Origin of the sequence: Enterococcus sp. DIV0806c (assembly GCF_051710905.1) — a bacterium.
GTDB classification, from domain to species: domain Bacteria; phylum Bacillota; class Bacilli; order Lactobacillales; family Enterococcaceae; genus Enterococcus_B; species Enterococcus_B mundtii.
In genome coordinates this window covers 77,751-99,170 of the sequence record NZ_JBIOLO010000001.1, presented here as the reverse complement: position 1 = coordinate 99,170, position 21,420 = coordinate 77,751, and the positions used below count along the sequence as shown (strand labels likewise).

Genomic DNA, 21,420 nt, shown 5'->3' with positions numbered 1-21,420 from the left:
CTAGAAAGGAATCACCATGAAGATTATCGGTTATGCACGTACAACTATCAATGATGTCGATTTGACGGCTCAAATGCAAAAACTCTCTGATTTTGGTTGTCACGAAATTTTTCACGAAACGTATGGTCAAAAAGACAGTTTATCTGACGCCATTTGTTTAGAAAAAGTCATCGAAAAAATGGAGCAAGGCGATACATTAGTGATTTGCCAGCTTCATCATCTAGGAAAATCGACAAGACAACTAACAGAATTCACGAAATTATTTAAAGACCGTGGGTTACATCTAGTCAGCATCACAGAAAAAATCGATACTCGCGAACCTATGGGGACGGTCTACTTCCAATTAATGGAAGGATTAGCTGAGATGGAGTGTGCATTGATCAAAGAACGCACGCTGATCGGATTAGATGAAGCACGTAAAAAAGGAAAAATCGGCGGACGACCAAAAATCGATGCCAAAACAATCAAAAAAATTCGTCGTCTCTACTATGAAAAGAAAGAAACGATCCAATTTATTTCTTCAAAATGTGGAGTTTCAGTCGGTACTTGCTACAAATATATCAACCTACCTGAAAAAGAGCTTCAGCAATTATTCAATTAATTAGCAAGTATAAACCCGTTGATTTCAATAATTGATCGAAAGAACCCACACTTAACAAACAGAAATTATTTTACTTAATAGATAAAAAGGTTGTCAAACAAGTTTTTTGAGTGAAAGCTCTGTAATAACGCTTGTTTACAGCCTTTTTTTTAGTTCGTCTGTGGTCTTTTAAACAAACAGCTTTCATTTTACAATGGAAATCTTATGAAAAACATTGTACAATAAGGCAGAACTGAAATTTTCAGAAATAACACTTATTTTAAAGGAGAGTTAAACATGCCAAAATTAGTTTTTTCTCGTCACGGTCTTAGCGAATGGAATGCATTGAACCAATTTACTGGTTGGGCAGATGTAAACCTAGCACCAGAAGGAATCGAAGAAGCAAAAGAAGGCGGACGTAAAATCAAAGAAGCTGGAATCGAATTTGATGTTGCTTATACTTCTGTATTAACTCGTGCCATCAAAACTTGTAACTTGATTTTAGAATACTCAGATCAACTTTGGGTACCACAAATCAAATCATGGCGCTTGAACGAACGTCATTATGGTAAATTACAAGGATTAAATAAAAAAGAAACAGCAGAAAAATACGGTGACGAACAAGTTCACATCTGGCGTCGTTCATATGACACTCTTCCTCCATTAATGGAAGCAACTGATGAAGGTTCAGCAGCAAACGATCGTCGTTATGCAATGTTAGACAAACGCGACGTACCTGGTGGAGAAAACTTGAAAGTTACTTTAGAACGCGCATTGCCATTCTGGCAAGACGAAATTGCACCAGCTTTGTTAGACAACAAAACTGTCTTAGTTGCTGCACATGGTAACTCTTTACGTGCATTAGCAAAACACATCGAAGGAATCTCTGATGAAGACATCATGGATCTTGAAATTCCAACAGGTCAACCACTTGTTTATGAATTAAACGACGACTTGACTGTCATCAAAAAATACTACTTATAATAGACACTCTATTATAAACAAGACAGCCCCATCCTTTCCTACTTATTGTAAGAGATGAAGGGGCTGTTTTTTTAGATATTGGATAGACGGCAGTCTTAGCTATCTAATGCGAGTGACATCAATTTACATAATAACTAATGATCATAATAGTAAGTACTGTTTGAATAAATTAAGAGGGAAGGCGTAGCATGGAGAGAAAAAAGAACGTTTGGTTTATTCCCTGTCACACCAATTGCGCATGAACAATGGACAAATTCTGAGCAACTCCTTTTTCAAAAGCTATGATCTTAGGAACGATTTTAATAGTGGTAGTTTATCTCTTCGCACCATACAGCTATTACTATTACAAGATAAAGCGAGGCAAGGAGACAAAATATAGTAGACTCCAATTAGTTCTGTATACCTTATTCGTTATGTAAGACATTTTACTAACAGTCCAGCCTAGCTATTCTTTCTAGGTTGGGCTTTTTATTGGGCAATAGATAGCGAGAGGAGAAATAGATTATATGAGCTATGTAACATAATAGCAGGTAATATATTGTTGGTTTTCACGTATAGATAGGTTGTAGCTAAAGTCAAAAATAGAACTTGAGTCATTGCGTATAGATTTCCACCATATGTAAAGCTATGCCCATAGAAAAAGAATCCTGTTGAAACCAGCCCATACACTAATTTTAACCAATTAGAATCAGTTATACTCAAAAATAGGTAACGGTACACTAATTCTTCTCTTATTGGGGCAATCACTATGACAGAAAATAGAACAACACTATCGTAATTTTGTGAGACTACTTCAAAACTGCCAAATACAAGTACCATATATATAAAATTCGTCACTAACAAAAGTAGCAAAGTGAATCCTACTTGTTTCATCATTGACAGATTCATACCTTGTAATGCTCGATTTAATTCGGGCATGCAAAGTAAGTAAATAAATAAAATCATTATCAGATTTAGACCCAATTGGTTATTTTCTAATAGTATGAGAATGGTCTTACTTCTTATTATTCCAAAGTTTGTTATACAAAAAATGGTTATCCAGACAGTTAGGATGATACTTTTTATTAGAGTTAGCCGCATATGATCTATCTTCACCTTGACCACCAATTAATAGAACTATGAATCATCTTGTCCCCCTTCTCACCGACTCCTGAAAAAGCAAGCAGTATTCGCTTAGATAGTTAAAACACTGTAATTCTCTTTCTTATCGCATTCCCAACATACAATGCTTATGTTTATTAAATAAACAATATCTTTTGGTATCTCCCTTCCAATTTATCAATTTGCCATGTAAAAGTACTCTTTATTATTTTCATCATCACTTTCTCAATTATCTCAAAGCATGACCTATTGCTTTTCATTATACCTCTTCCTTTTTTTGCATAGCAAGATGTCAGACAATCATTCAGTTGTGGAGCGAACATTTTTTGTAGAAACTTATTTGAATTTCATTCTTTTATCCTGTTTCCAAGAGAAAATTTTCATTTGTATGAGCTATCACCACAACTCTCCATCTTTTCTTATGTTACTAATAAATGAAATTTAGATAAAAATCAACCTTATAACTCTTTTTATTTTATCATTTTTTTCTAATAATCAACGTTATCGAGAAAAAAGCGTTTACACAGTCGCTATTTTCTCGGTTATGATTAATTTGTAAGATACAAAGAGATGATCGCATTTGAATCTTACATAGAAAATACAAAATAAAAAAATATATATAGTGAGGAGATACAAGATGATTACAAACAATTTCAAGAAAATGATGGCAGCAGGAATGGTAGTTTTAAGTCTAGGAGGGCCAGTTTCGACATTCGCAACAAGTCTATCAACAACTGACATCGTTAGTACAAGCAAACAGGCCATTGAGCAACAATTGTATATCCATAATGGTGACTTTAATGACGGGTTTGATCGTTGGATCGTTAGTGACCCAGATTCAAATAATCCCACACTTCAAACCGTTAATGGAAATAACTTTGCTTTAGCAACAAATGGTGAAAACGTTCATCAGTATGTCACTCTAAAACCAAATACAACGTATACATTCAGTTATGATGTTGCAGCAAGCGAATCAGCACCAGGACGTGTTGAATTAGGGATCATGAATCATGGTGTCGGTTTTGATGTATTAGAGCGCGTTGAACATAATAATGAGGACTGGGAACGTGGCAAACTTACCTTTACGACTCCAGACGCTGAAAATACATACCTTGTGCGCTTTGCCTCTACATGGACTGGTTGGGCGAAATATGACAATATCCAAGTGGAAACAGGCGTAACAGAAACTCGGTTATTATCAACTGGACTAGAAAACAATGTGCCTCATATTTATTTCACATTAGCATCTGAACTTTACGATAGTACACAAAGATTCGTTGTTACTCTTGATGGACAGTATCTATTTGAAACTTTCAACGGTAGAACTTTCGGAGCCTCTACTAGAGGAATTGGTAATACGGTTCAAGTACGACGAGCTATTGCTGGGAGAAGAGGACAAGTTATCCGAGTTTATAGAGCACCAGGAACCCCAGGAATTTACGTGCCAGGAAGAGTAATGATTGAATCATATACTCTTGAAGCAGATTTGGTTTAAAATAAATTTTTAGTTGATGTTACCATACCACATGAGCAATTGAAGGATCATGGGAAGCCACCATCAATATGAGACTCATTTGTCACATCCTGTTGGTGGCCTAGTTCGGAACAGAAAGAGCGTAACTCGCTTCTTTCTGTTCTTTTTTATTTGATTAAGATTGTGCCATTCGTCTGCAATTGAAGGGATGTCGATTCACATTTTAGACATTCAAATGGTTGACTTTAGAAGGACTCTCGAAGTAACTGAAACAACGGTTGCCATTGATTTCAGGTTATGTGAGATAGTTTCTGCGAAAAAATGTGACTGCCAATTTTCTATTAATAGAAGTTTAGGCAGTCACACTTTCTTGCTGTTTAATTATTACTTTATCCTTGAATCGCCGTTTCCAATCCTACTTCAATCATGTCATTGAATGTTGTCTGACGTTCGCTGGCAGTTGTTTCTTCACCCGTGATCAGATGGTCACTGACCGTCATGATTGCTAGTGTCTGCACGTGGTATTTTGCACCTAGATAATACAACGCAGCAGCTTCCATTTCCACGCCCATCACACCAAGTTCTGCTAACTTGAATGTTTCTGTCAAATCGTCTTTGTAGAAAGAATCTTCTGATAGTACATTGCCGACGTGTGTAGTAAAACCCTTTTCTTTCGCTACTTCGTATGCTTTTAACAACAAGTCAAAATCACAGATTGGTGGAAAGTGGAACGCGTTGAAATCCTTCTCAATCATGGAAGAACTAGTCGCAGCTCCTTGCGCTAACACCAAGTCGCGAACGTGTACGTCTTTTGACAAGGCACCGCACGTGCCAACACGAATCAATTTTTTTACGTCATAAGAATTGACCAACTCATGCGCATAGATCATCGCTGAAGGCATCCCCATTCCTGTTCCTTGAACAGAGACTCTTTCGCCTTTATACGTTCCAGTATAACCAAGCATACCGCGTACTTGGTTATAGCAAACGGGATTCTCTAAAAAAGTTTCTGCAATATACTTCGCTCTCAGTGGATCGCCAGGAAGTAAAATCTTGTCTGCGATCTCTCCTGGTTTTGCTTCAATATGAACACTCATTTCCAGACCTCTCAATCAATTTTTTATAGTAAAGAAAGTGTTTCTTTGATCAATGATTTAAATGTTTGTTTGACTCTCTCAGTTGTTTCAACGACTTCTTCGTGATTCAAGTTTGCTTGCATACCAGCAGCCAAGTTGGTGATACAAGAGATTCCTAAGACCTTCAACCCGCTATGAGCTGCAACAATGACTTCTGGTACAGTCGACATGCCCACTGCATCTGCTCCCATCACGCGAGACATACGAATCTCAGCGGGTGTTTCATAAGTTGGACCGGAATAGCCCATATACACGCCTTCTTTTAATTCTACGTCTAATGATGTTGCTACTGCTTTTGCCATTTCACGATACGCTTTTGTGTAAGCTTCACTCATATCAGGGAAACGAGGACCCATTTCTTCATCATTAGGTCCAATCAATGGATTTTGACCTGTAAAGTTGATATGATCCGTGATCAGCATCAAATCACCTGGTGCAAATGATTTATTCACGCCACCACACGCATTGGTCACAACAACTGAATGCGCGCCTAACGCAGCCATCACTCGTACAGGATAAGTGACTGTTTGCATCGAATGACCTTCATAAAAATGGAAACGTCCTTGCATCGCCAATACTTTTTTGCCTGAAAGCGTTCCGTAAACAAGTTGACCTGCATGTCCAACAACTGTCGAAGTTGGGAAGAACGGAATCTTATCATAAGGAATCACGATTGCTTCTTCGATCTCCTCTGCTAATTCACCTAAACCTGAACCTAAGATCATGCCAAAATCGATCGTTCCGACACCTTTGCTTTTGATAAACGCAGTCGTCTCTTGTAACATCTCATTTAATTTCATTGTTTTTCTCCTATATATAAAATTTTGATTATTCTATCTTACATAATAAAGCCAATGATGATTCATTGATGGATGATGCACGTCGTTATTTCAATAGTTTTAAAAAGCTTTCGCCATTTTCAGTAGCTGCTACGTCAAAGTTTTCGGCAATCGTTGCAGAGATATCCGCATAATAACCTTGTGATAAACTACCTTGCCCACTCATTTGTTTACTATAAGCAAGTAATGGCACATATTCGCGAGTATGGTCGGTACCAGTGAAAGTTGGATCATTCCCATGGTCAGCGGTGATCAATAATAGATCATCATCAGCCATTGCATCTAATAATTCTGGAATACGCAAATCAAAATCTTCAATGGCACGCGCATAACCAACCACATCACGACGATGACCGTATAACGCATCAAAATCGACTAAGTTTGTAAAACTCAACCCAGTGAAGTCTTGTTTCATGACATTCAATAATTGATCCACACCGTCCATATTGCTTTTCGTACGAACAGAATCGGTGATGCCTTGACCATTGAAAATATCATTGATCTTACCGACTGCAATAACATCTTTGCCGGCTTCTTTCAATGAGTCTAAAACCGTATGTCCAAATGGATCTAATGCGTAATCGTGACGGTTGCTTGTTCGCGTAAAGTTACCTGGCTCACCAAGATATGGACGGGCAATGATCCGACCGATCATATAAGGATCATCTTTTGTAATTTCACGAACATATTCGCAAATCCGATAAAGTTCTTCTAAAGGAATAATTTCCTCATGTGCAGCAATTTGTAACACTGGATCAGCTGACGTATAAACGATCAAGTCGCCGGTTTTCATTTGATGTTCACCAAAGTCGTCAATGACTGCTGTTCCGCTATAAGGTTCGTTACAAACAATTTTACGTCCAGAGAAGTCTTCGATTTTCTTCAATAATTCATCAGGGAAGCCGTTTGGAAAAACACGAAATGGTGTTTTGATATTCAAGCCCATGATTTCCCAATGTCCTGTCATTGTATCTTTGCCGACAGAAACTTCTTCCAATTTTGTCGCATACCCTTGATGATCTTGCACTGCTTCGACCCCTTCTAAAGGACGAATCGTTCCTAATCCAAGTTGCTCCAAATTCGGTATCGTCAACCCAGCTTCTTTAGCAATATGACCTAATGTATCCGAACCTTTATCTCCGAATTTTTCAGCATCAGGTGCTTCTCCGATTCCGACTGAATCCATGACGATCAAATGTACGCGTTTAAACATGAGTATTCCTTCTTTCTATTTATTTTCTTTATAAAGTAAAAAGGGCGAGCCGAAAAAAACTTCCCGTAACCCGCCCTTTTTAATCACTAAACGATTATTTGGATTTTATATAATTCTTACCGTTGGCTTTTGGTCCAGATGCTTTACCTAAGAACGCCACTAAAACGATAATTGTTAATAGATAAGGCGCAATCTGTAGTAAAACTGGTGGGATTGAAGAAATCACTGGTAATTGCGCGCCGATGATACTCAAACTTTGTGCAAAACCAAAGAATAAGGATGCACCCATCGCACCTAGTGGATTCCACTTACCAAAAATCATTGCAGCCATTGAGATGAACCCTTGACCGACAATCGTTCCTGCTGAAAAGTTCCCAGAGATCGATTGAGCAAAAACAGCTCCACCCATTCCTCCAAGAAGACCAGAAATCAAGACACCTGAATAGCGCATCGCATATACATTGATCCCTAGTGTATCTGCAGCTTGAGGATTTTCCCCAACAGAACGTAAACGTAAACCAAATTTAGTTTTGAAGATGACGAACCATGCGATAACAGCAATTAAAATCGCACAATACGCTGGTAAAAATGTATTTCTAAAGAAAATTTGACCAATCACTGGAATCTCAGATAATCCAGGAAATGAAAAGTAACCTAAGTTTTGTGAGATATTGTCTGTTTGTCCTTTACCATACCATGCTTTGATCAAAAATACACCTAAAGCAGGTGCCATCAAATTGATGACCGTTCCGCTGATGATATGGTCTGCGCGCAAGCTGATCGTTGCGACTGCATGGATCAAGGAAAAGAGAACACCAACCACACCACCGACTAAAATAGCAATCCAAGGAGTCATTGAGCCTAATGTGTCACTCATCGTCAAGTTGAAGACGACCGCACTAAACGCCCCCATCACCATGATGCCTTCTAACCCAACGTTGACGATCCCGCTTCGTTCAGAAAACGTTCCGCCTAAGGAGGTTAAAATCAACGGTGTTGAATAAACAAGTGTTGATGTAAGGATCAAGGAAATCAGTTCTACTGTTGACATTACAGCTCTCCTCCTTCTTGATTTTGATGATTTGGTTTCGTTTCAATCGTTGCGACGATTTCCTCTTGTTTTTTCCCTTGGAAGAATTTCGCCATAAGGAAACGAATCAAGAAGTTGATCCCCACGAAGAAGATGATCAAGGCAATCGATACATTGACGATTTCAAACGGTACCCCAGCACCGGTCTGCATCCCTAATCCACCGATTTTTAGGACACTGAATAATAGCGCAGATAACAAAATCCCAATGGCAGAACCAGAACCTAATAATGACACGGCCATACCGTCAAACCCGATGGATAATGAAGTTGTTTGAACGAAGAAGTTTTGGTATGTTCCTAGTCCTTCGACCACACCACCTAGTCCAGCTAGTCCACCAGAGATAACCATGGATAAGACAATTGTTCGTTTACTACTCATTCCCGCATATTCAGAGGCGTATGGATTCAATCCAACAGAACGGATCTCAAAGCCTAAGGTTGTTTTCTTCATGACGATCCATACAACCACTAACGCAATCAGTGCCAAGAAGAGTCCGCCATTCACACGAGAGCCTCCAAACATCTGCGTTAGCCAAGGAATACGTAAGGAAGCATTCTCACTGATCATATTTGAAGAGTCTAAACTTGAACGATAAGATTCAGGCATTATTTCATGAAGTGTATACGTACTTAAATAGAGCAAAATATAATTCATCATGATTGTTACGATAACTTCACTTGTTCCAAAGAACGCACGTAACAATCCTGGAATAGCTGCGGCCATTGCCCCTGCAAGTGCACCTAAAATCACGCACATTGGCAAGAGAATGATTTTTGGTAGATCTGGAAAAGCTAATGCGGTCCAAATGCTTATGATCCAACCACAAAGTGCTTGTCCAGAAAGCCCGATATTAAAGAATCCGGCTGAATTTGCAACAGAAAAACCTAAGGCTGTAAAAATCAAAGGTGTTGCTTGTCTTAATGTTTCACCGATACTTCGTTGTGAACCTAACGAAGCATTCAACATGGAAGAATATCCTTGGATTGGATGGTAACCAAAGGCAACCATCAAAATAGCACCTAGAATCAACCCTAAAATAACCGAAAATATAGGCACTAGCAGATTACGGAACCTTTCGCTACGATCATTCATGTGTGTCACCAACCTTTTCTAACTCTCTACGTGCTTCTTCTAAAGTATAACCCGCCATCAATAGACCTAGCTCGTTTTCAGATGTTTCTTTTGGATCAACGATCCCCACGATTTTTCCTTGATGGATTACCGCAATACGATCGGACACATTTAAAATTTCTTCTAATTCAAAACTAACCAATAAAACTGCTTTGAACTTATCACGTTGCTCAATCAAACGTTTATGGATAAACTCGATCGCACCAACATCTAATCCACGTGTTGGATTCGCAACGATCAGTAGATCAGGGTCACGATCGATCTCACGTGCAATGATGGCTTTTTGTTGGTTCCCACCAGATAAAGCTTTCGCTGGAACTAATTCGTTCGTTGTCCGCACATCATACTCATCGATTAAATCTCTCGCATGTTCATTCATCACACCATAATTCAACAGACCATTTTTACTATACGGTTTTTGATAGTAGGTTTGCATGGCAATATTTTCAGATAAAGTCATATCAAGGACCAAGCCATATTTATGTCGATCTTCTGGCACATGTCCTAGCCCAGATTCAGTGATTTTACGTGGTTTTTTATTCGTGATCTCTTCGTCTTTCAAACGAATCGTTCCACTTTCTACTCTACGTAAACCAGTTAACGCTTGGATCAACTCCGATTGTCCATTTCCATCGATTCCAGCAATACCTAAGACTTCACCTGCTCGGACTTCCAGACTCAAATCTTTCACTGCTTCTAATCCGCGGTTTTCTTTAACTACAAGATTTTCAACAGAAAGCACCACTTCTTGTGGACGTGCTTCTTTTTTCATTGTTTTGAATGAGACGGTTCTTCCGACCATCATATCGGCTAACTGTTGCGAAGAAACATCTTTCACATTGACCGTTCCGATTCCTTGACCACGGCGAATGACCGTACAACGATCGGCAACTGCTTTGATCTCATCTAATTTATGTGTGATCAAAATGATCGACTTTCCTTCTTTGACTAACTCTTTCATGATCACGATCAATTCATCGATTTCTTGCGGCGTCAGTACGGCTGTTGGCTCATCAAAGATCAAGACATCTGCCCCACGATAGAGTGTTTTTAAAATCTCCACACGTTGTTCCATACCGACAGAAATATCACGAACGTACGCATCCGGATTCACTGCTAAGCCGTATTGTTCAGATAATCGTTTGATTTCTTCACGGGCTTTCTTGCGGTTCAAGATACCGCCTGTACTTGGCTCACTACCTAGTACGATATTTTCTGTTACTGTGAATGCATCGACTAACATAAAGTGTTGATGCACCATTCCGATCCCTAATTGATTGGCTTTCGTCGGGCTCGTGATGTTTACTTCTTTGCCGTGCATCAAAATCTCACCTGATGTTGGCTCTAAAAGACCGGATAAAACATTCATTAACGTTGATTTACCTGCACCATTTTCACCAAGCAAGGCATGGATTTCTCCTGCTTTCACTTGAAGGTTGATGTTGTCATTTGCTTTGAAAGTACCGAATTGTTTCGTGATATTTCGCATTTCGATGACAATATTTTCTTGATCCACATTTTTCACATCCTAACAATTTATATCCAGACGACATTGTTTAAAAAATAAAAGGGACGATGACGATCGTTCACAAAACGTCGCTCATCGAGTAACCAAAATCCAAGGAGCTAAGCTACTTGTTACAAGTTGTTCCCTTATCCAAATCGGGGTACCTAGCAACTTGCATAAAAAAACAACATTAAGTAGATAACTAAACGATAGCCCTGTTAAACAATTGTCCAACAAGGCTATAGAAATGGTATTTATTAGCTTTCAGGAGTTTCAGGAACTTCGATATCACCTGAAATGATTTTTTCTTTTGCTTCATCTACTGCTTTTTTCGCTTCATCAGAAAGTTGGCCTTCAGTGATACCAACACCATCTTCTTTCAAACCATAAACAGTGTGTTCGCCACCAGGGAAGTTACCGTCTGCTGATTGTTGAGCTAAATCTTTTACAACTGTTCCTACACCTTTAAGTGTTGATGTCAATGTGAAGTTTTTGTCTTCACCATTCAATGTGTAGTTTCCTTCGTCAGATTGGTCACGGTCAACACCGATTACCCAAACTGTTTTGTCGCCTGATTCATTTAATGATTTTGCTTCTTGGAAGACACCGTTACCTGTACCACCTGAAGCATGGAAAATGATGTCAGCATTTTGTGCGTACATACCTTGTGCGATTGAACGTCCTTTATCTGGAGCTGAGAAATCACCTGCATATTGGTTCAATACTTCGATTTCTTTGTTCAACGCTTCAGCACCTGCTTTAACTCCGGCATTAAAACCAGCTTCAAAACGGTCGATTACTTCACCTTTAACACCACCGATAAATCCAACCACATTTGTTTCAGTTGTGTAAGCTGCTGCAACTCCAGCAAGATAAGAAGCTTCGTTATCTTTGAATGTTGCTGAAACGACGTTGTCTTTTCCTTCGATCACATCATCAATGATTGCAAAGTTTGTTTCAGGGTTACTTGTTGCTTGTTCTTCGATTGCAGGTTTCAATTTAAACCCAATCCCAAAAATTGTTTTGAAGCCAGCGTTTAACGCTTGATCGATATTTGGGATATAGTCTGATTCATTGGCAGATTGGAAATATTGGAAGCCATCGTTTCCACGTGACAAGCCTTGCTCTTTACCCCAATCTTCTAACCCTTCCCAAGCTGACTGGTTGAATGAACGGTCGTCGACGCCACCTGTATCTGTAATCAATGCTGCAGTTGCTGTTCCTGATGCACTGTTTCCACCGGTTGAATCAGTAGAATCTGAACCGCCGTTACCGCATGCGCTTAAAAGTAAGCCTGCTGATAGTGCGATAGCACCTAAACCAAATAATTTTGCTTTTTTCATTTCTGTAAAGCCCCCTAAAAGTAGTTGTTTTTTCAACAGTCAGCTGACTGAATTGAACATAATTTATAAATCTTTTTCTGAAAATGCGTAAGGTAATAACTCTCTTACCGTCATCGTTTTCGCCACACCATTGTCGCCAACCAACGTGACTGGCATCTCTGGGTCACAAAATTCTGCCATTACTTGGCGACAAGCACCACATGGAGAAATCGGCTCAGGTGTATGACCTGCAACGACTAGATGTGTAAAGTCCATTTCTTTTTCAGATACTGCTTTAAAAAACGCAGTACGTTCTGCGCAATTCGTTAAGCCAAATGACGCATTTTCGATATTCAATCCTTGATAGGTTTTCCCAGATGCTGTCACTAAACAAGCACCTACTGGAAATTTGGAATAAGGCACATACGCTTTATCCAAAGCGTCGATAGCGATAGCGATCCATTCTTGTTTGATTTCTGACATCTTTTTCTCCTTAGAATATTAATAGCCTTCGCCAGTTGAACCGGACATGATTGACACACCAGCACTTGTACCGATTCGTGTTGCACCGGCTTCGATCATCGCAATGGCTTCTGCTTCATTGTGGATACCTCCTGAAGCTTTGACGCCCATTTCTGGACCAACCGTTTCACGCATCAAGCGAATATCTTCCACTTTCGCGCCACCTGTTGAGAACCCAGTAGATGTTTTCACAAAATCAGCTCCTGCAGCTTTCGCTAATTCGCAAGCTTTGATGATTTCCGCCTGTTCTAACAAGGCTGTTTCAATAATTACTTTAACTAACGCACGATCTTTTGCAGCTTCGACTACGGCTTCGATATCTTTTTTCACGACATCGTCTTGTTCAGATTTCAAGGCACCGATATTGATGACCATATCCACTTCATCTGCGCCATTTTCGATCGCATTCGTTGTTTCAAATGCCTTTGTTGCGGCTGTATTTGCTCCTAATGGGAAACCAATAACGGTACAAACAGCGACTGGCTCACCTTGTAATTCCTCTTTCGCCAAGGCAACCCATGTTGGATTGATACATACTGAATAGAAATGATGTTTTTTTGCTTCCTCAATAATGCGCATCACATCTGCTTTTGTTGCATCTGCTTTTAGAATTGTGTGGTCGATCATTCGATTTAATTCCATGTCTCTTCTCCTTTTACTCTGTAATGATGTCATGAATCAAGATAGGCTGTTCAGCCGTATCACCGATTTCAATATTTTTATATAACAAGTCGATCACTGGCGAAATGTCTTCTTCATTACTATAGATCGTCAATAGCGATTCGCCAGTTTCTACTTTATCACCGATTTTCTTATTCAATCGCAAACCAACAGCATGATCGATCGAATCTTCTTTCGTTTTACGTCCTGCACCAAGCATCATTGCTGCGATTCCTAATTCGTTCGCAACGATTTTTGTCACGACACCTGTTGTCTTCGCTGGCAGTTCATAAATATAACGAGCAGTTAACAACCGCGCAGGTTCATCGACGATCGTCGAGTCGCCCCCTTGGTTTTGGATCATTTCTTTGAATTTGGCTAGCGCTCGCCCAGATTCGAGGGCTTCTTTTAGCATTTCGCGCGCTTCTTCGATCGATGCCGCTTTTTCGGCTAAAACGACCATTTGACTACCTAAAGCATAGCACATTTCAACTAAATCTTCCGGTCCGTTCCCTTGAAGTGTTTCAATGGCTTCAACGACTTCTAAGCTGTTGCCGATTGCTTCACCCAACGGTTCAGACATATCAGAAATCACTGCTACTGTTTGGCGACCGGCTAATTTGCCGATCCGTGTCATGGTCTTCGCTAGACGTCTTGCATCTTCGATATTTTTCATGAAGGCACCGTCACCCGTCGTCACATCTAGCACGATCGCATCCGCTCCTGCGGCGATTTTCTTACTCATGATCGAACTAGCAATCAATGGGATCGAGTTGACCGTTGCCGTCACATCACGCAAGGCATACAATTTTTTATCTGCTGGAGCGAGATTGCCCGATTGGCCGATCACCGCTACTTTACTTTCGTTCACGGTGCGGATGAATTCTTCATCTGATAGTTCGATCCGAAATCCAGGAATAGCCTCTAACTTATCTAATGTACCACCTGTGTAACCAAGACCACGCCCTGACATTTTTGCCACAGTTGCGCCTACACTTGCTACTAAAGGTGCTAAAATCAAGGTAGTTGTATCCCCTACCCCTCCGGTAGAATGCTTGTCGACTTTGATCCCATCTAAGGAACTCAAATCGATCACATCGCCAGAATGAGCGATTGCCAACGTTAGATCAGTGATTTCTTCATCGGTCATATCCTGATAGAAGATAGCCATCAATAATGCGCTGATTTGGTAATCAGGAATGTTATCATTTGTGTAGTTCGTGACAATGTACGTAATCTCTTCCTTTGATAATTGGTGTCCATCTCTCTTTTTTTCGATCAAATCGACCATCCGCATGCCGTAATCCTCCTCGTTCTTCATTCGGTATTATACAGGAATTTTGAAAAAGGTAAACCACTTTAGTAAACCGGTTTACTATTTTCCCGCAATGTATCTTACCAGCTTTGTAAACACTTACATAAGCAATATAACGCCCTATTAGACCTTTGTCAATGTTTTTACGCTCTCACGAATAATTAATTTTGTTTCAAAGACTTTGTTCGGAACTTTTCTTTGTGGAAATTCAATCGTATCAATCAAAAAGCGAGCTGCATAAAAACCAATATCGAAACTCGGTTGTTTGACCGTTGTCAACTTAGGGATCATATACTCAGACAATTTTAATCCATCAAAGCCGATGACCGAAATATCCTCTGGAATACGCTTGCCCATTTCATCGATTGCTTGGTAACAACCAATTGCCATGGCATCATTGCCACAAAACACCGCCGTCACATCTTTGTGCCGTAACAAGCGTTTACTTGCTTCGTACCCTCCTTGAACAGTCAGATCTCCTTCTTCTACAAACTTACCGTTGAACGCTAATCCATGATCTTTTAATGCATGACGATAACCATTGAATCGCTCTTCTAACTGATAATAGCCAGTTGTCTCTTTTAGCATACCAATTTTAGTATGACCATTTTTGATCAATAACGAGACAGCTTGATAAGCGCCTTCATATTCCTTCACGATCAAGCGACCGTTATCCCGACGATTCAACCCACGATCGATCAGGATGATCGGCATGTTGTTATAAAAACCACTATCAAGGGCATACTCTTGAGGCAATACATTCGGCGTTGCTAACAATAAACCATCCACGGATCGATGAGAAAGTTCCCTTAAATACTTCAGTTCATTGTCTTGACTATGTCTAGAGTTACAAAGAATGATGACATATCCTAAGGGATTTAAATAACTTTCAACCCCTTCGATCACTTTTGAAAAGAAGAAATCCGTCACATCTGGCACGATCATACCAATCGTTTTTGAGTGACGATTGATCACATTAGAAGCAAAATAATCTGGCTTGTAATGATGTTCATTTACGATCGACAACACTTTTTTTCGTGTCTTTTCACTAAAACGGCTGCCTTTATTATTTAAAATCTGTGACACAGTCGTCACTGAAACACCCGCCATCTCAGCAATATCTCGAATTGTCAGTTTCACTTTTGTTCCCCCTTTATATATGTAAATTCCCTAACAGTGTACCAAATGGTTTTCAAAATGGATAGAGGAAATGAGGCTTGGTCAAAAGTAAATCAGTCTCATATAGAGATTCACTAGATAAATTTTATAACAATGTCTTATGTTTCGTGGTTCACTCTCACTTCCCCTTATCCTACTTTATTTACCTATCACCGATGACTATCCGTTTATTTGGTGTAGTAACATCTATACTCTACAACTCGACCGACCCACGCTAGTATATTTAAATTGCTCTGATTTTATAGACTTTTAAAAAAACTCGATGTGCTTTTTTACTGTTATTTTAGATATGTAAAAGCATTAAAGAATATGTTATTTTTCTATCTTGCATTACTTATTTATTACTTTATTGGCACTATCATTTTCCTTTCACATCCATTGATCAACTTCTTGTACAAACAAAAACAGTTAAAGAAATCCTTACTCATTTCTTCAACTGTTTCGTTGCTTATATTCAGTTGTTTTTAGTCTTCCTTCACACTTCGGATAATATAATAGCCTTTATCTTTGATCACGATTTCTGCGTTTCCAAATGTTTCTTGCATTTTCTTTTGTGCGCTAGGTGCCCCTTGTTTTTTTTGTATGACGATCGTTAAAGTACCGCCCGTACGTAAACGAGGATACGCACCTGTCAAGATTTCATGTACGACTTTTTTGCCTGCTCGGATCGGCGGATTGCTGACGATTGCAGCGTAATCTGTTTCTGTCACCTCTTCATAAATGTTTGACTGATGAATCGCTACATTCTTGATTTGATTTCGCTTCGCATTTCCTTGCGCTAAATCAACCGCTCTGGCATTGATGTCTACCATTTCCACGAAACGTTCACTCGCATAGGCAAGCGAAAGCCCGATTGGACCATAGCCACAGCCAACATCCAAAATTTTGCCTTCTGGTAACTGTGTCCATTCAAAGGCATCGATCAATACACGTGAGCCATAATCAACTGTTTCACGTGAAAACACGCCGGAGTCCGTCACGAACTGAAAGGTTTTCCCTCTTAGCTCAAATGACCATTCGTCAAACTCATGAGCTGTCTCTGGGTGTTCGGAATAATAATGATTCGTCATAGTTTCCATCCTTCTTATCTGTTAGTTGTTCATAGTCTAACGTGTTCCATGAGAAGGTGCAAGTGAAACTGTATGTCTTCGGTTTTCTTTTACAGAATCAAGCGATTTAATGCACTACAGAAAGAAAAATCGCATTCCTTAGTATTTCTCTATTTACCCTTTTTCGGTATTTGCGTAATCTGTTTCGTGAAAGTAGGAACAGGGTAAATAGGACGAGCATAACCTTTGATATCACCGCCTTTATGATGACAAATCGCGAGATGATCACCCGATTAAAAGAAGGAGTATTATTGACTCTTACTTCCGCTGACCTTTATGATGTGATTGAAAAAATAATCATATTAGGTGAGGTTACTCTGAAGAACATAGGTTATCGCTCGGAAATGTCGAGAGACAGTAACGAGTAAAGCAGGGATTGTCGAATTAAGGCTTTTCCAAGATAACTAGAACTTGTTTCTTACGTCTCAGAAAGCCAAAGCTCAATTAACGTGATTACAATTGCGCACCACAATTGCAAATTACACTTTCCAATGTTTATTTGAGTACGCCGCCCTTTATGTATTAAGGAGGCTTTTTTATGTTGTCAGCAAAAATTGCACCACCAAGAAACCGGTGGAAAACCGCTCTAGGTAATAGTGTCTTACTAGGCATCATCTTGCTCTTTTTGGGTATTTTGATTTTTTCTTTTATCAAAATGCGCCAGCCTTTGATGTCACTGCCTAGTCAAGATACACTCAGTACTCCGCAACAACCCGATGACTTTCTTTCAATCAAAAATTTGTTATACTTTTCTGTCCGTACGCAGTTTCGGATGATCGTCGGGATGTTTTGGTCCTTACTCTTTACACTCATCTTTGGCGTTTTGGCCGCACGTTATAAAACGGCCCGTCGCATGATCTTACCCCTTGTCAATCTGTTAGAATCCGTTCCTCTACTTGGGTTCTTAACCTTTACCACTGGCTGGTTACTTGGTTTGTTTCCAGGAAGTGTCATGGGTGCGGAAGCTGTCGCCGTCTTTGCTGTTTTTACTGGACAAGCATGGAACATCATGTTGACGTTATACCAGACGATGGAGGTCGTTCCTTCTGATTTATTAGATGTCACGAAACAGTTTAAATACAATGCGTGGGAACGATTCTGGCGATTAGAATTTATTTATTCGATCCCTGGTCTTTTATGGAACATCGTTATCTCACAAACGGCAGCTTGGTTCGCTTTAGTTGCCAGTGAACAAGCTGCTGTGGCTTTTCCTAAAGATACCACATTAGTGTTACCAGGAATTGGCTCATATATCCAGATCGCTTTAGATCGTGCGGATTTCATCGCATGTCTATGGGCAGTCATTGCCTTGCTGGTCAATGTCGTTGTTTTAAATTTCCTCGTTTTCCAACCATTGATCAAAGCCAGCTATTATTACAAATACGACACAGGAAATGGTGGCTATCAACCACCAAGATCCATCATTTATGATGTGGTGGATTATGCTTCATTAAAATCATGGTTCTTAGGTAACTGGGAAAAGTTCAAAGTATTCTGGCTTTATACATTACCCAAGGTTTGGTATGCCTTGAAATGCGATCGATTTTTTGGCTTTTTAGGAAAGTTTCGTCACTTTTTTTCTGCCCTCTGGTATGTTTGCCTAGCAATCATTGGAGTAGTCTCTGCCATTAAATTGTATCAATTCTTGCCTCATGCAGACTTCGCTATGATTCCACGCTTGACCTTTTATACAACCATCAGAGTCTCTTTGGCTATGCTCATAGCTGGCTTGATTTTTACACCATTAGCCATCTGGGTTGCAAGTGACAATCGGCGATTAAGTTGGGTCCAACCAATTGGACAGGTAATTGGATCGGTCCCATCGAGCGTCTATACGCCCTTTTTGATCATTGTGATTGCCATGGGCTTTCGACAGTTGGAATGGTGGATCATTCCTTTGGTCATGGTGGGTTGTCAATGGTACTTTTTCTTCAATGTGATTGGTGGCTATTTAGCAATCCCCGATGACATCAAAGACGTCACAAAAATCTTTCCGCTTTCAAAATGGCGCTGGTGGACACGTTACCTGATCCCATCGATTCTTCCTTACCTGATCACAGCAATCATCAATGCTGCTGGAGCCGCTTGGAATGCCAATATTGCTGCCGAGAGTATCCAGTGGGGAAAAGAAACAATCGAAGTTACTGGCTTAGGTCAATATATCTCTGCAAATGAAGGCATCAAAGATAAATCTGCTCTAGGCATGTTAGCTATGTGCTTCGTTGTCGGACTTTGTATCATCTTTATCTGGCAACCGCTTTACAAATTTGCTCGGGAAAAATTCCATTATTAGGAGGAAAAAAGATGGAGAACAATAAATTATTGCGCATCGAAACTGTCTCAAAAACCTTTGATTTAGACAAAAATAAAAAACCGTTGACTGTCTTGGAGGACATCAATTTCACTATAAAGACGAATGAATTCGTCAGTATCGTTGGACAATCTGGTGCCGGAAAATCAACCTTACTACGTAGTATTGCAGGATTATCAAAACCAACGAGGGGACGGATCATCTTTGAAAATAAACGTATCGAACAGCCAGATGCCAATATGAGTATGGTCTTTCAGAACTTCGCCTTATTCCCTTGGTTGACAGTTGAAAAAAATATCGCATTTGGTTTAGAAAACGATAAAGAACTCTCCAGAGAACAAGTGATGCTCCGTGTCAATAACTTGATTGAACTTATCGGCTTAACAGGATATGAAAAAGCCTACCCTCGTGAGTTATCAGGGGGCATGAAACAACGTGTCGGTTTTGCTCGTGCATTAGCAACTGAACCTAGTTTACTGCTATTAGATGAGCCATTTTCTGCGTTGGATGTCGTAACAGCGAAACAACTTTCAGAAGATTTATTAACGATTTGGTTAGGCAATCAAATCGCTACAAAATCAATCGTGATGATCACTCATGACGTACAACAAGCGGTTCAATTATCTGATCGAATCATCTTGATGGATGCAAATCCTGGCCGAATCGGTAAAATCTACAAAGTCGATATTCCACGAGATAAACGTTCGATCAAGAATATCGTCAATGCGGTGGAAGAAATAACTGAAGAGTTGTTAACTCGGATCCAAACTAATCAACAAACAGTAAAACTGTAGAAACTCTTCAACTATCGGATTGAATAGTGATTTATTTCACAATTTATTAAGGATTGTTTAATCTCTACGTGCGCCTCAACATAACTATTGTTTTTTTAAGAGGCTCATGAGAAATTTAAGAGGAGAATAGAATGATAAAGGAGGCATAGCTGTATGTCGATCGAAAAATTAGAATATTTCTATATGATTGCCCGTTTCAATAGTCTCTCACAAGCTTCAAAAGAGCTCCATGTTAGTATTTCTTCGTTAAGTAGTTCGTTAAAAAGTTTAGAACAAGAAATCGGGACAGATCTGTTTGAGCGTCACGGGAAAAAGATCATATTGAGTACCCATGGAAAAGCAATCCTTCCTTCCGTAGAATTGATTTTGGCGGAAGCGAAGAAATTGAATATCTCATTAAATGAATCAGTAGACTATCCTTCTTTGCGTGTCGGCACAAGCGATGCTTCGTTTATCTTTGAAGCAAACAAATATCCAAGCCGGCATCAAAACTTTACGATCGACTACCGTTATATTCCTTCATTGGATCTGTTAAATAAACTAAGTCAGAAAGAAATCGACTTTGCCATTACTTCTGCTACCTTAGATCACCCCAAATTCATTCAAACAAGGTTAGCCACTTTGGAACTTAAAGTTGCAATCAGTAGCTATTTTGTAAAACCAGATGGGATATTATCCGCGGAAGTACTAGAAGAGTTACCTTTTATCTTTTTACTCGACCATGTCGAACATCAAGTGATTACAAAAAAAGTAGTCAAACAGCTGACCAATGAACCAAAATATGTCGTCTGTCCAGATAGTTTAGGAGCAACGAAAATGATTACAGAAGGAAAAGGAATGCTATTAGCCAATACCTTTGCGCAAGAACTTTTAGCTATTGAACCTGTTTGTTTTGTCTCGCTGCCAACATTTCCAACCATTCATTTTTATCTTTATAAAAACAGTGAATCAGAAAACTTTTACTTCTATCCAGAGGTTGAAAAAGAAATCCAAGCGATTTTCAATCAAACATGTCACACTACACAAATGATGGGCTCTGCTGATACTGGCACCTATTACTTGCCAAAACGATAAATACTGAAATCAAAATAAAACAAGTATTTCAATGTCGTAAATGAACACCGATAAGAGATCCCAGAGAGATTTATCTT

19 protein-coding genes and 1 riboswitch are annotated in these 21,420 nt (G+C 39.5%); of the genes, 6 read left to right on the top strand and 13 right to left on the bottom strand.

The features are described from left to right. Window positions 1-16: 16 nt before the first annotated feature. Window positions 17-601, top strand: a complete 585-nt coding sequence (locus IGK77_RS00455) for a recombinase family protein (protein WP_019723066.1) — start codon at window positions 17-19, stop codon at window positions 599-601. 276 nt (window positions 602-877) lie between these two features. Next, on the top strand, window positions 878-1,564 hold the full coding sequence (locus IGK77_RS00450) for a 2,3-diphosphoglycerate-dependent phosphoglycerate mutase (protein WP_010734478.1): 687 nt from the start codon (window positions 878-880) through the stop codon (window positions 1,562-1,564). A gap of 468 nt (window positions 1,565-2,032) precedes the next feature. On the opposite strand, the gene IGK77_RS00445 is transcribed toward IGK77_RS00450, so the two are convergent. Then, window positions 2,033-2,383 (bottom strand): lysostaphin resistance A-like protein, encoded by a 351-nt coding sequence (locus tag IGK77_RS00445; protein ID WP_368073470.1) that lies wholly within the window; start codon window positions 2,381-2,383, stop codon window positions 2,033-2,035. A 919-nt stretch (window positions 2,384-3,302) separates the two neighbouring features. Between IGK77_RS00445 and IGK77_RS00440 the strand changes: the two genes are divergently transcribed. After that, complete coding sequence (locus IGK77_RS00440; protein ID WP_074799980.1) at window positions 3,303-4,160, top strand: carbohydrate binding domain-containing protein; 858 nt, start codon at window positions 3,303-3,305, stop codon at window positions 4,158-4,160. Between the two features lie 368 nt (window positions 4,161-4,528). On the opposite strand, the gene deoD is transcribed toward IGK77_RS00440, so the two are convergent. The 12 genes from deoD to IGK77_RS00380 all read right to left on the bottom strand — a co-directional run bounded on the left by deoD (window position 4,529) and on the right by IGK77_RS00380 (window position 17,125). Next, complete coding sequence (gene deoD, locus IGK77_RS00435) at window positions 4,529-5,236, bottom strand: purine-nucleoside phosphorylase (protein WP_019723069.1); 708 nt, start codon at window positions 5,234-5,236, stop codon at window positions 4,529-4,531. A gap of 23 nt (window positions 5,237-5,259) precedes the next feature. Further along, entirely contained in the window at window positions 5,260-6,075 is an 816-nt protein-coding gene (locus tag IGK77_RS00430) for a purine-nucleoside phosphorylase (protein ID WP_074799976.1), read from the bottom strand. 85 nt (window positions 6,076-6,160) lie between these two features. After that, window positions 6,161-7,327 (bottom strand): phosphopentomutase, encoded by a 1,167-nt coding sequence (gene deoB, locus IGK77_RS00425; protein ID WP_074799973.1) that lies wholly within the window; start codon window positions 7,325-7,327, stop codon window positions 6,161-6,163. 94 nt (window positions 7,328-7,421) lie between these two features. Further along, window positions 7,422-8,378, bottom strand: a complete 957-nt coding sequence (locus IGK77_RS00420; protein ID WP_010734484.1) for an ABC transporter permease — start codon at window positions 8,376-8,378, stop codon at window positions 7,422-7,424. Next, window positions 8,378-9,511: an ABC transporter permease gene (locus tag IGK77_RS00415; protein WP_071867739.1), complete on the bottom strand. Its 1,134-nt coding sequence runs from the start codon at window positions 9,509-9,511 to the stop codon at window positions 8,378-8,380. The genes IGK77_RS00420 and IGK77_RS00415 overlap by 1 nt, the downstream gene beginning before the upstream one ends. Next, a complete protein-coding gene (locus tag IGK77_RS00410) occupies window positions 9,504-11,066 on the bottom strand; it encodes an ABC transporter ATP-binding protein (protein ID WP_071867740.1) in 1,563 nt (520 codons plus the stop codon). The genes IGK77_RS00415 and IGK77_RS00410 overlap by 8 nt, the downstream gene beginning before the upstream one ends. A gap of 248 nt (window positions 11,067-11,314) precedes the next feature. Continuing rightward, the gene (locus tag IGK77_RS00405; RefSeq protein ID WP_071867741.1) at window positions 11,315-12,400 is read right to left on the bottom strand and encodes a BMP family lipoprotein; all 1,086 of its coding nucleotides are present in this window, start codon (window positions 12,398-12,400) and stop codon (window positions 11,315-11,317) included. Between the two features lie 63 nt (window positions 12,401-12,463). Further along, window positions 12,464-12,862: a cytidine deaminase gene (locus IGK77_RS00400; RefSeq protein WP_074799972.1), complete on the bottom strand. Its 399-nt coding sequence runs from the start codon at window positions 12,860-12,862 to the stop codon at window positions 12,464-12,466. 18 nt (window positions 12,863-12,880) lie between these two features. Then, complete coding sequence (deoC, locus tag IGK77_RS00395) at window positions 12,881-13,543, bottom strand: deoxyribose-phosphate aldolase (RefSeq protein WP_071867743.1); 663 nt, start codon at window positions 13,541-13,543, stop codon at window positions 12,881-12,883. Window positions 13,544-13,556: 13 nt separating this feature from the next. Further along, window positions 13,557-14,858 carry a pyrimidine-nucleoside phosphorylase gene (locus IGK77_RS00390; RefSeq protein ID WP_071867744.1) on the bottom strand — a complete coding sequence of 434 codons (1,302 nt, stop codon included), beginning with the start codon at window positions 14,856-14,858 and terminating at the stop codon, window positions 13,557-13,559. Window positions 14,859-14,999: 141 nt separating this feature from the next. Continuing rightward, a complete protein-coding gene (locus IGK77_RS00385) occupies window positions 15,000-16,016 on the bottom strand; it encodes a LacI family DNA-binding transcriptional regulator (protein WP_071867745.1) in 1,017 nt (338 codons plus the stop codon). Window positions 16,017-16,519: 503 nt separating this feature from the next. Further along, window positions 16,520-17,125, bottom strand: a complete 606-nt coding sequence (locus tag IGK77_RS00380; RefSeq protein WP_071867746.1) for a class I SAM-dependent methyltransferase — start codon at window positions 17,123-17,125, stop codon at window positions 16,520-16,522. Between the two features lie 330 nt (window positions 17,126-17,455). After that, a riboswitch (M-box (ykoK) riboswitch) is annotated at window positions 17,456-17,623 on the top strand. 79 nt (window positions 17,624-17,702) lie between these two features. On the opposite strand from IGK77_RS00380, the gene IGK77_RS00375 reads away from it, so the two are divergent. The 3 genes from IGK77_RS00375 to IGK77_RS00365 all read left to right on the top strand — a co-directional run bounded on the left by IGK77_RS00375 (window position 17,703) and on the right by IGK77_RS00365 (window position 21,343). Beyond that, complete coding sequence (locus IGK77_RS00375) at window positions 17,703-19,457, top strand: ABC transporter permease subunit (protein ID WP_074799968.1); 1,755 nt, start codon at window positions 17,703-17,705, stop codon at window positions 19,455-19,457. Window positions 19,458-19,468: 11 nt separating this feature from the next. After that, complete coding sequence (locus IGK77_RS00370) at window positions 19,469-20,269, top strand: ABC transporter ATP-binding protein (protein ID WP_074799965.1); 801 nt, start codon at window positions 19,469-19,471, stop codon at window positions 20,267-20,269. Window positions 20,270-20,422: 153 nt separating this feature from the next. Further along, window positions 20,423-21,343: a LysR family transcriptional regulator gene (locus IGK77_RS00365; RefSeq protein WP_074799962.1), complete on the top strand. Its 921-nt coding sequence runs from the start codon at window positions 20,423-20,425 to the stop codon at window positions 21,341-21,343. The last annotated feature ends 77 nt before the right edge of the window (window positions 21,344-21,420 follow it).

Coding starts and splice junctions, on each gene's coding strand:
- deoD (WP_019723069.1), bottom strand. CDS start 5,236: ATGAGTGTTCATATTGAAGCAAAACCAGGAGAGATCGCAGACAAGATT.
- deoB (WP_074799973.1), bottom strand. CDS start 7,327: ATGTTTAAACGCGTACATTTGATCGTCATGGATTCAGTCGGAATCGGA.
- deoC (WP_071867743.1), bottom strand. CDS start 13,543: ATGGAATTAAATCGAATGATCGACCACACAATTCTAAAAGCAGATGCA.
- IGK77_RS00380 (WP_071867746.1), bottom strand. CDS start 17,125: ATGACGAATCATTATTATTCCGAACACCCAGAGACAGCTCATGAGTTT.
- IGK77_RS00370 (WP_074799965.1), top strand. CDS start 19,469: ATGGAGAACAATAAATTATTGCGCATCGAAACTGTCTCAAAAACCTTT.
- IGK77_RS00375 (WP_074799968.1), top strand. CDS start 17,703: ATGTTGTCAGCAAAAATTGCACCACCAAGAAACCGGTGGAAAACCGCT.
- IGK77_RS00365 (WP_074799962.1), top strand. CDS start 20,423: ATGTCGATCGAAAAATTAGAATATTTCTATATGATTGCCCGTTTCAAT.
- IGK77_RS00390 (WP_071867744.1), bottom strand. CDS start 14,858: ATGCGGATGGTCGATTTGATCGAAAAAAAGAGAGATGGACACCAATTA.
- IGK77_RS00420 (WP_010734484.1), bottom strand. CDS start 8,378: ATGTCAACAGTAGAACTGATTTCCTTGATCCTTACATCAACACTTGTT.
- IGK77_RS00450 (WP_010734478.1), top strand. CDS start 878: ATGCCAAAATTAGTTTTTTCTCGTCACGGTCTTAGCGAATGGAATGCA.
- IGK77_RS00400 (WP_074799972.1), bottom strand. CDS start 12,862: ATGTCAGAAATCAAACAAGAATGGATCGCTATCGCTATCGACGCTTTG.
- IGK77_RS00440 (WP_074799980.1), top strand. CDS start 3,303: ATGATTACAAACAATTTCAAGAAAATGATGGCAGCAGGAATGGTAGTT.
- IGK77_RS00445 (WP_368073470.1), bottom strand. CDS start 2,383: ATGGTACTTGTATTTGGCAGTTTTGAAGTAGTCTCACAAAATTACGAT.
- IGK77_RS00415 (WP_071867739.1), bottom strand. CDS start 9,511: ATGAATGATCGTAGCGAAAGGTTCCGTAATCTGCTAGTGCCTATATTT.
- IGK77_RS00455 (WP_019723066.1), top strand. CDS start 17: ATGAAGATTATCGGTTATGCACGTACAACTATCAATGATGTCGATTTG.
- IGK77_RS00430 (WP_074799976.1), bottom strand. CDS start 6,075: ATGAAATTAAATGAGATGTTACAAGAGACGACTGCGTTTATCAAAAGC.
- IGK77_RS00405 (WP_071867741.1), bottom strand. CDS start 12,400: ATGAAAAAAGCAAAATTATTTGGTTTAGGTGCTATCGCACTATCAGCA.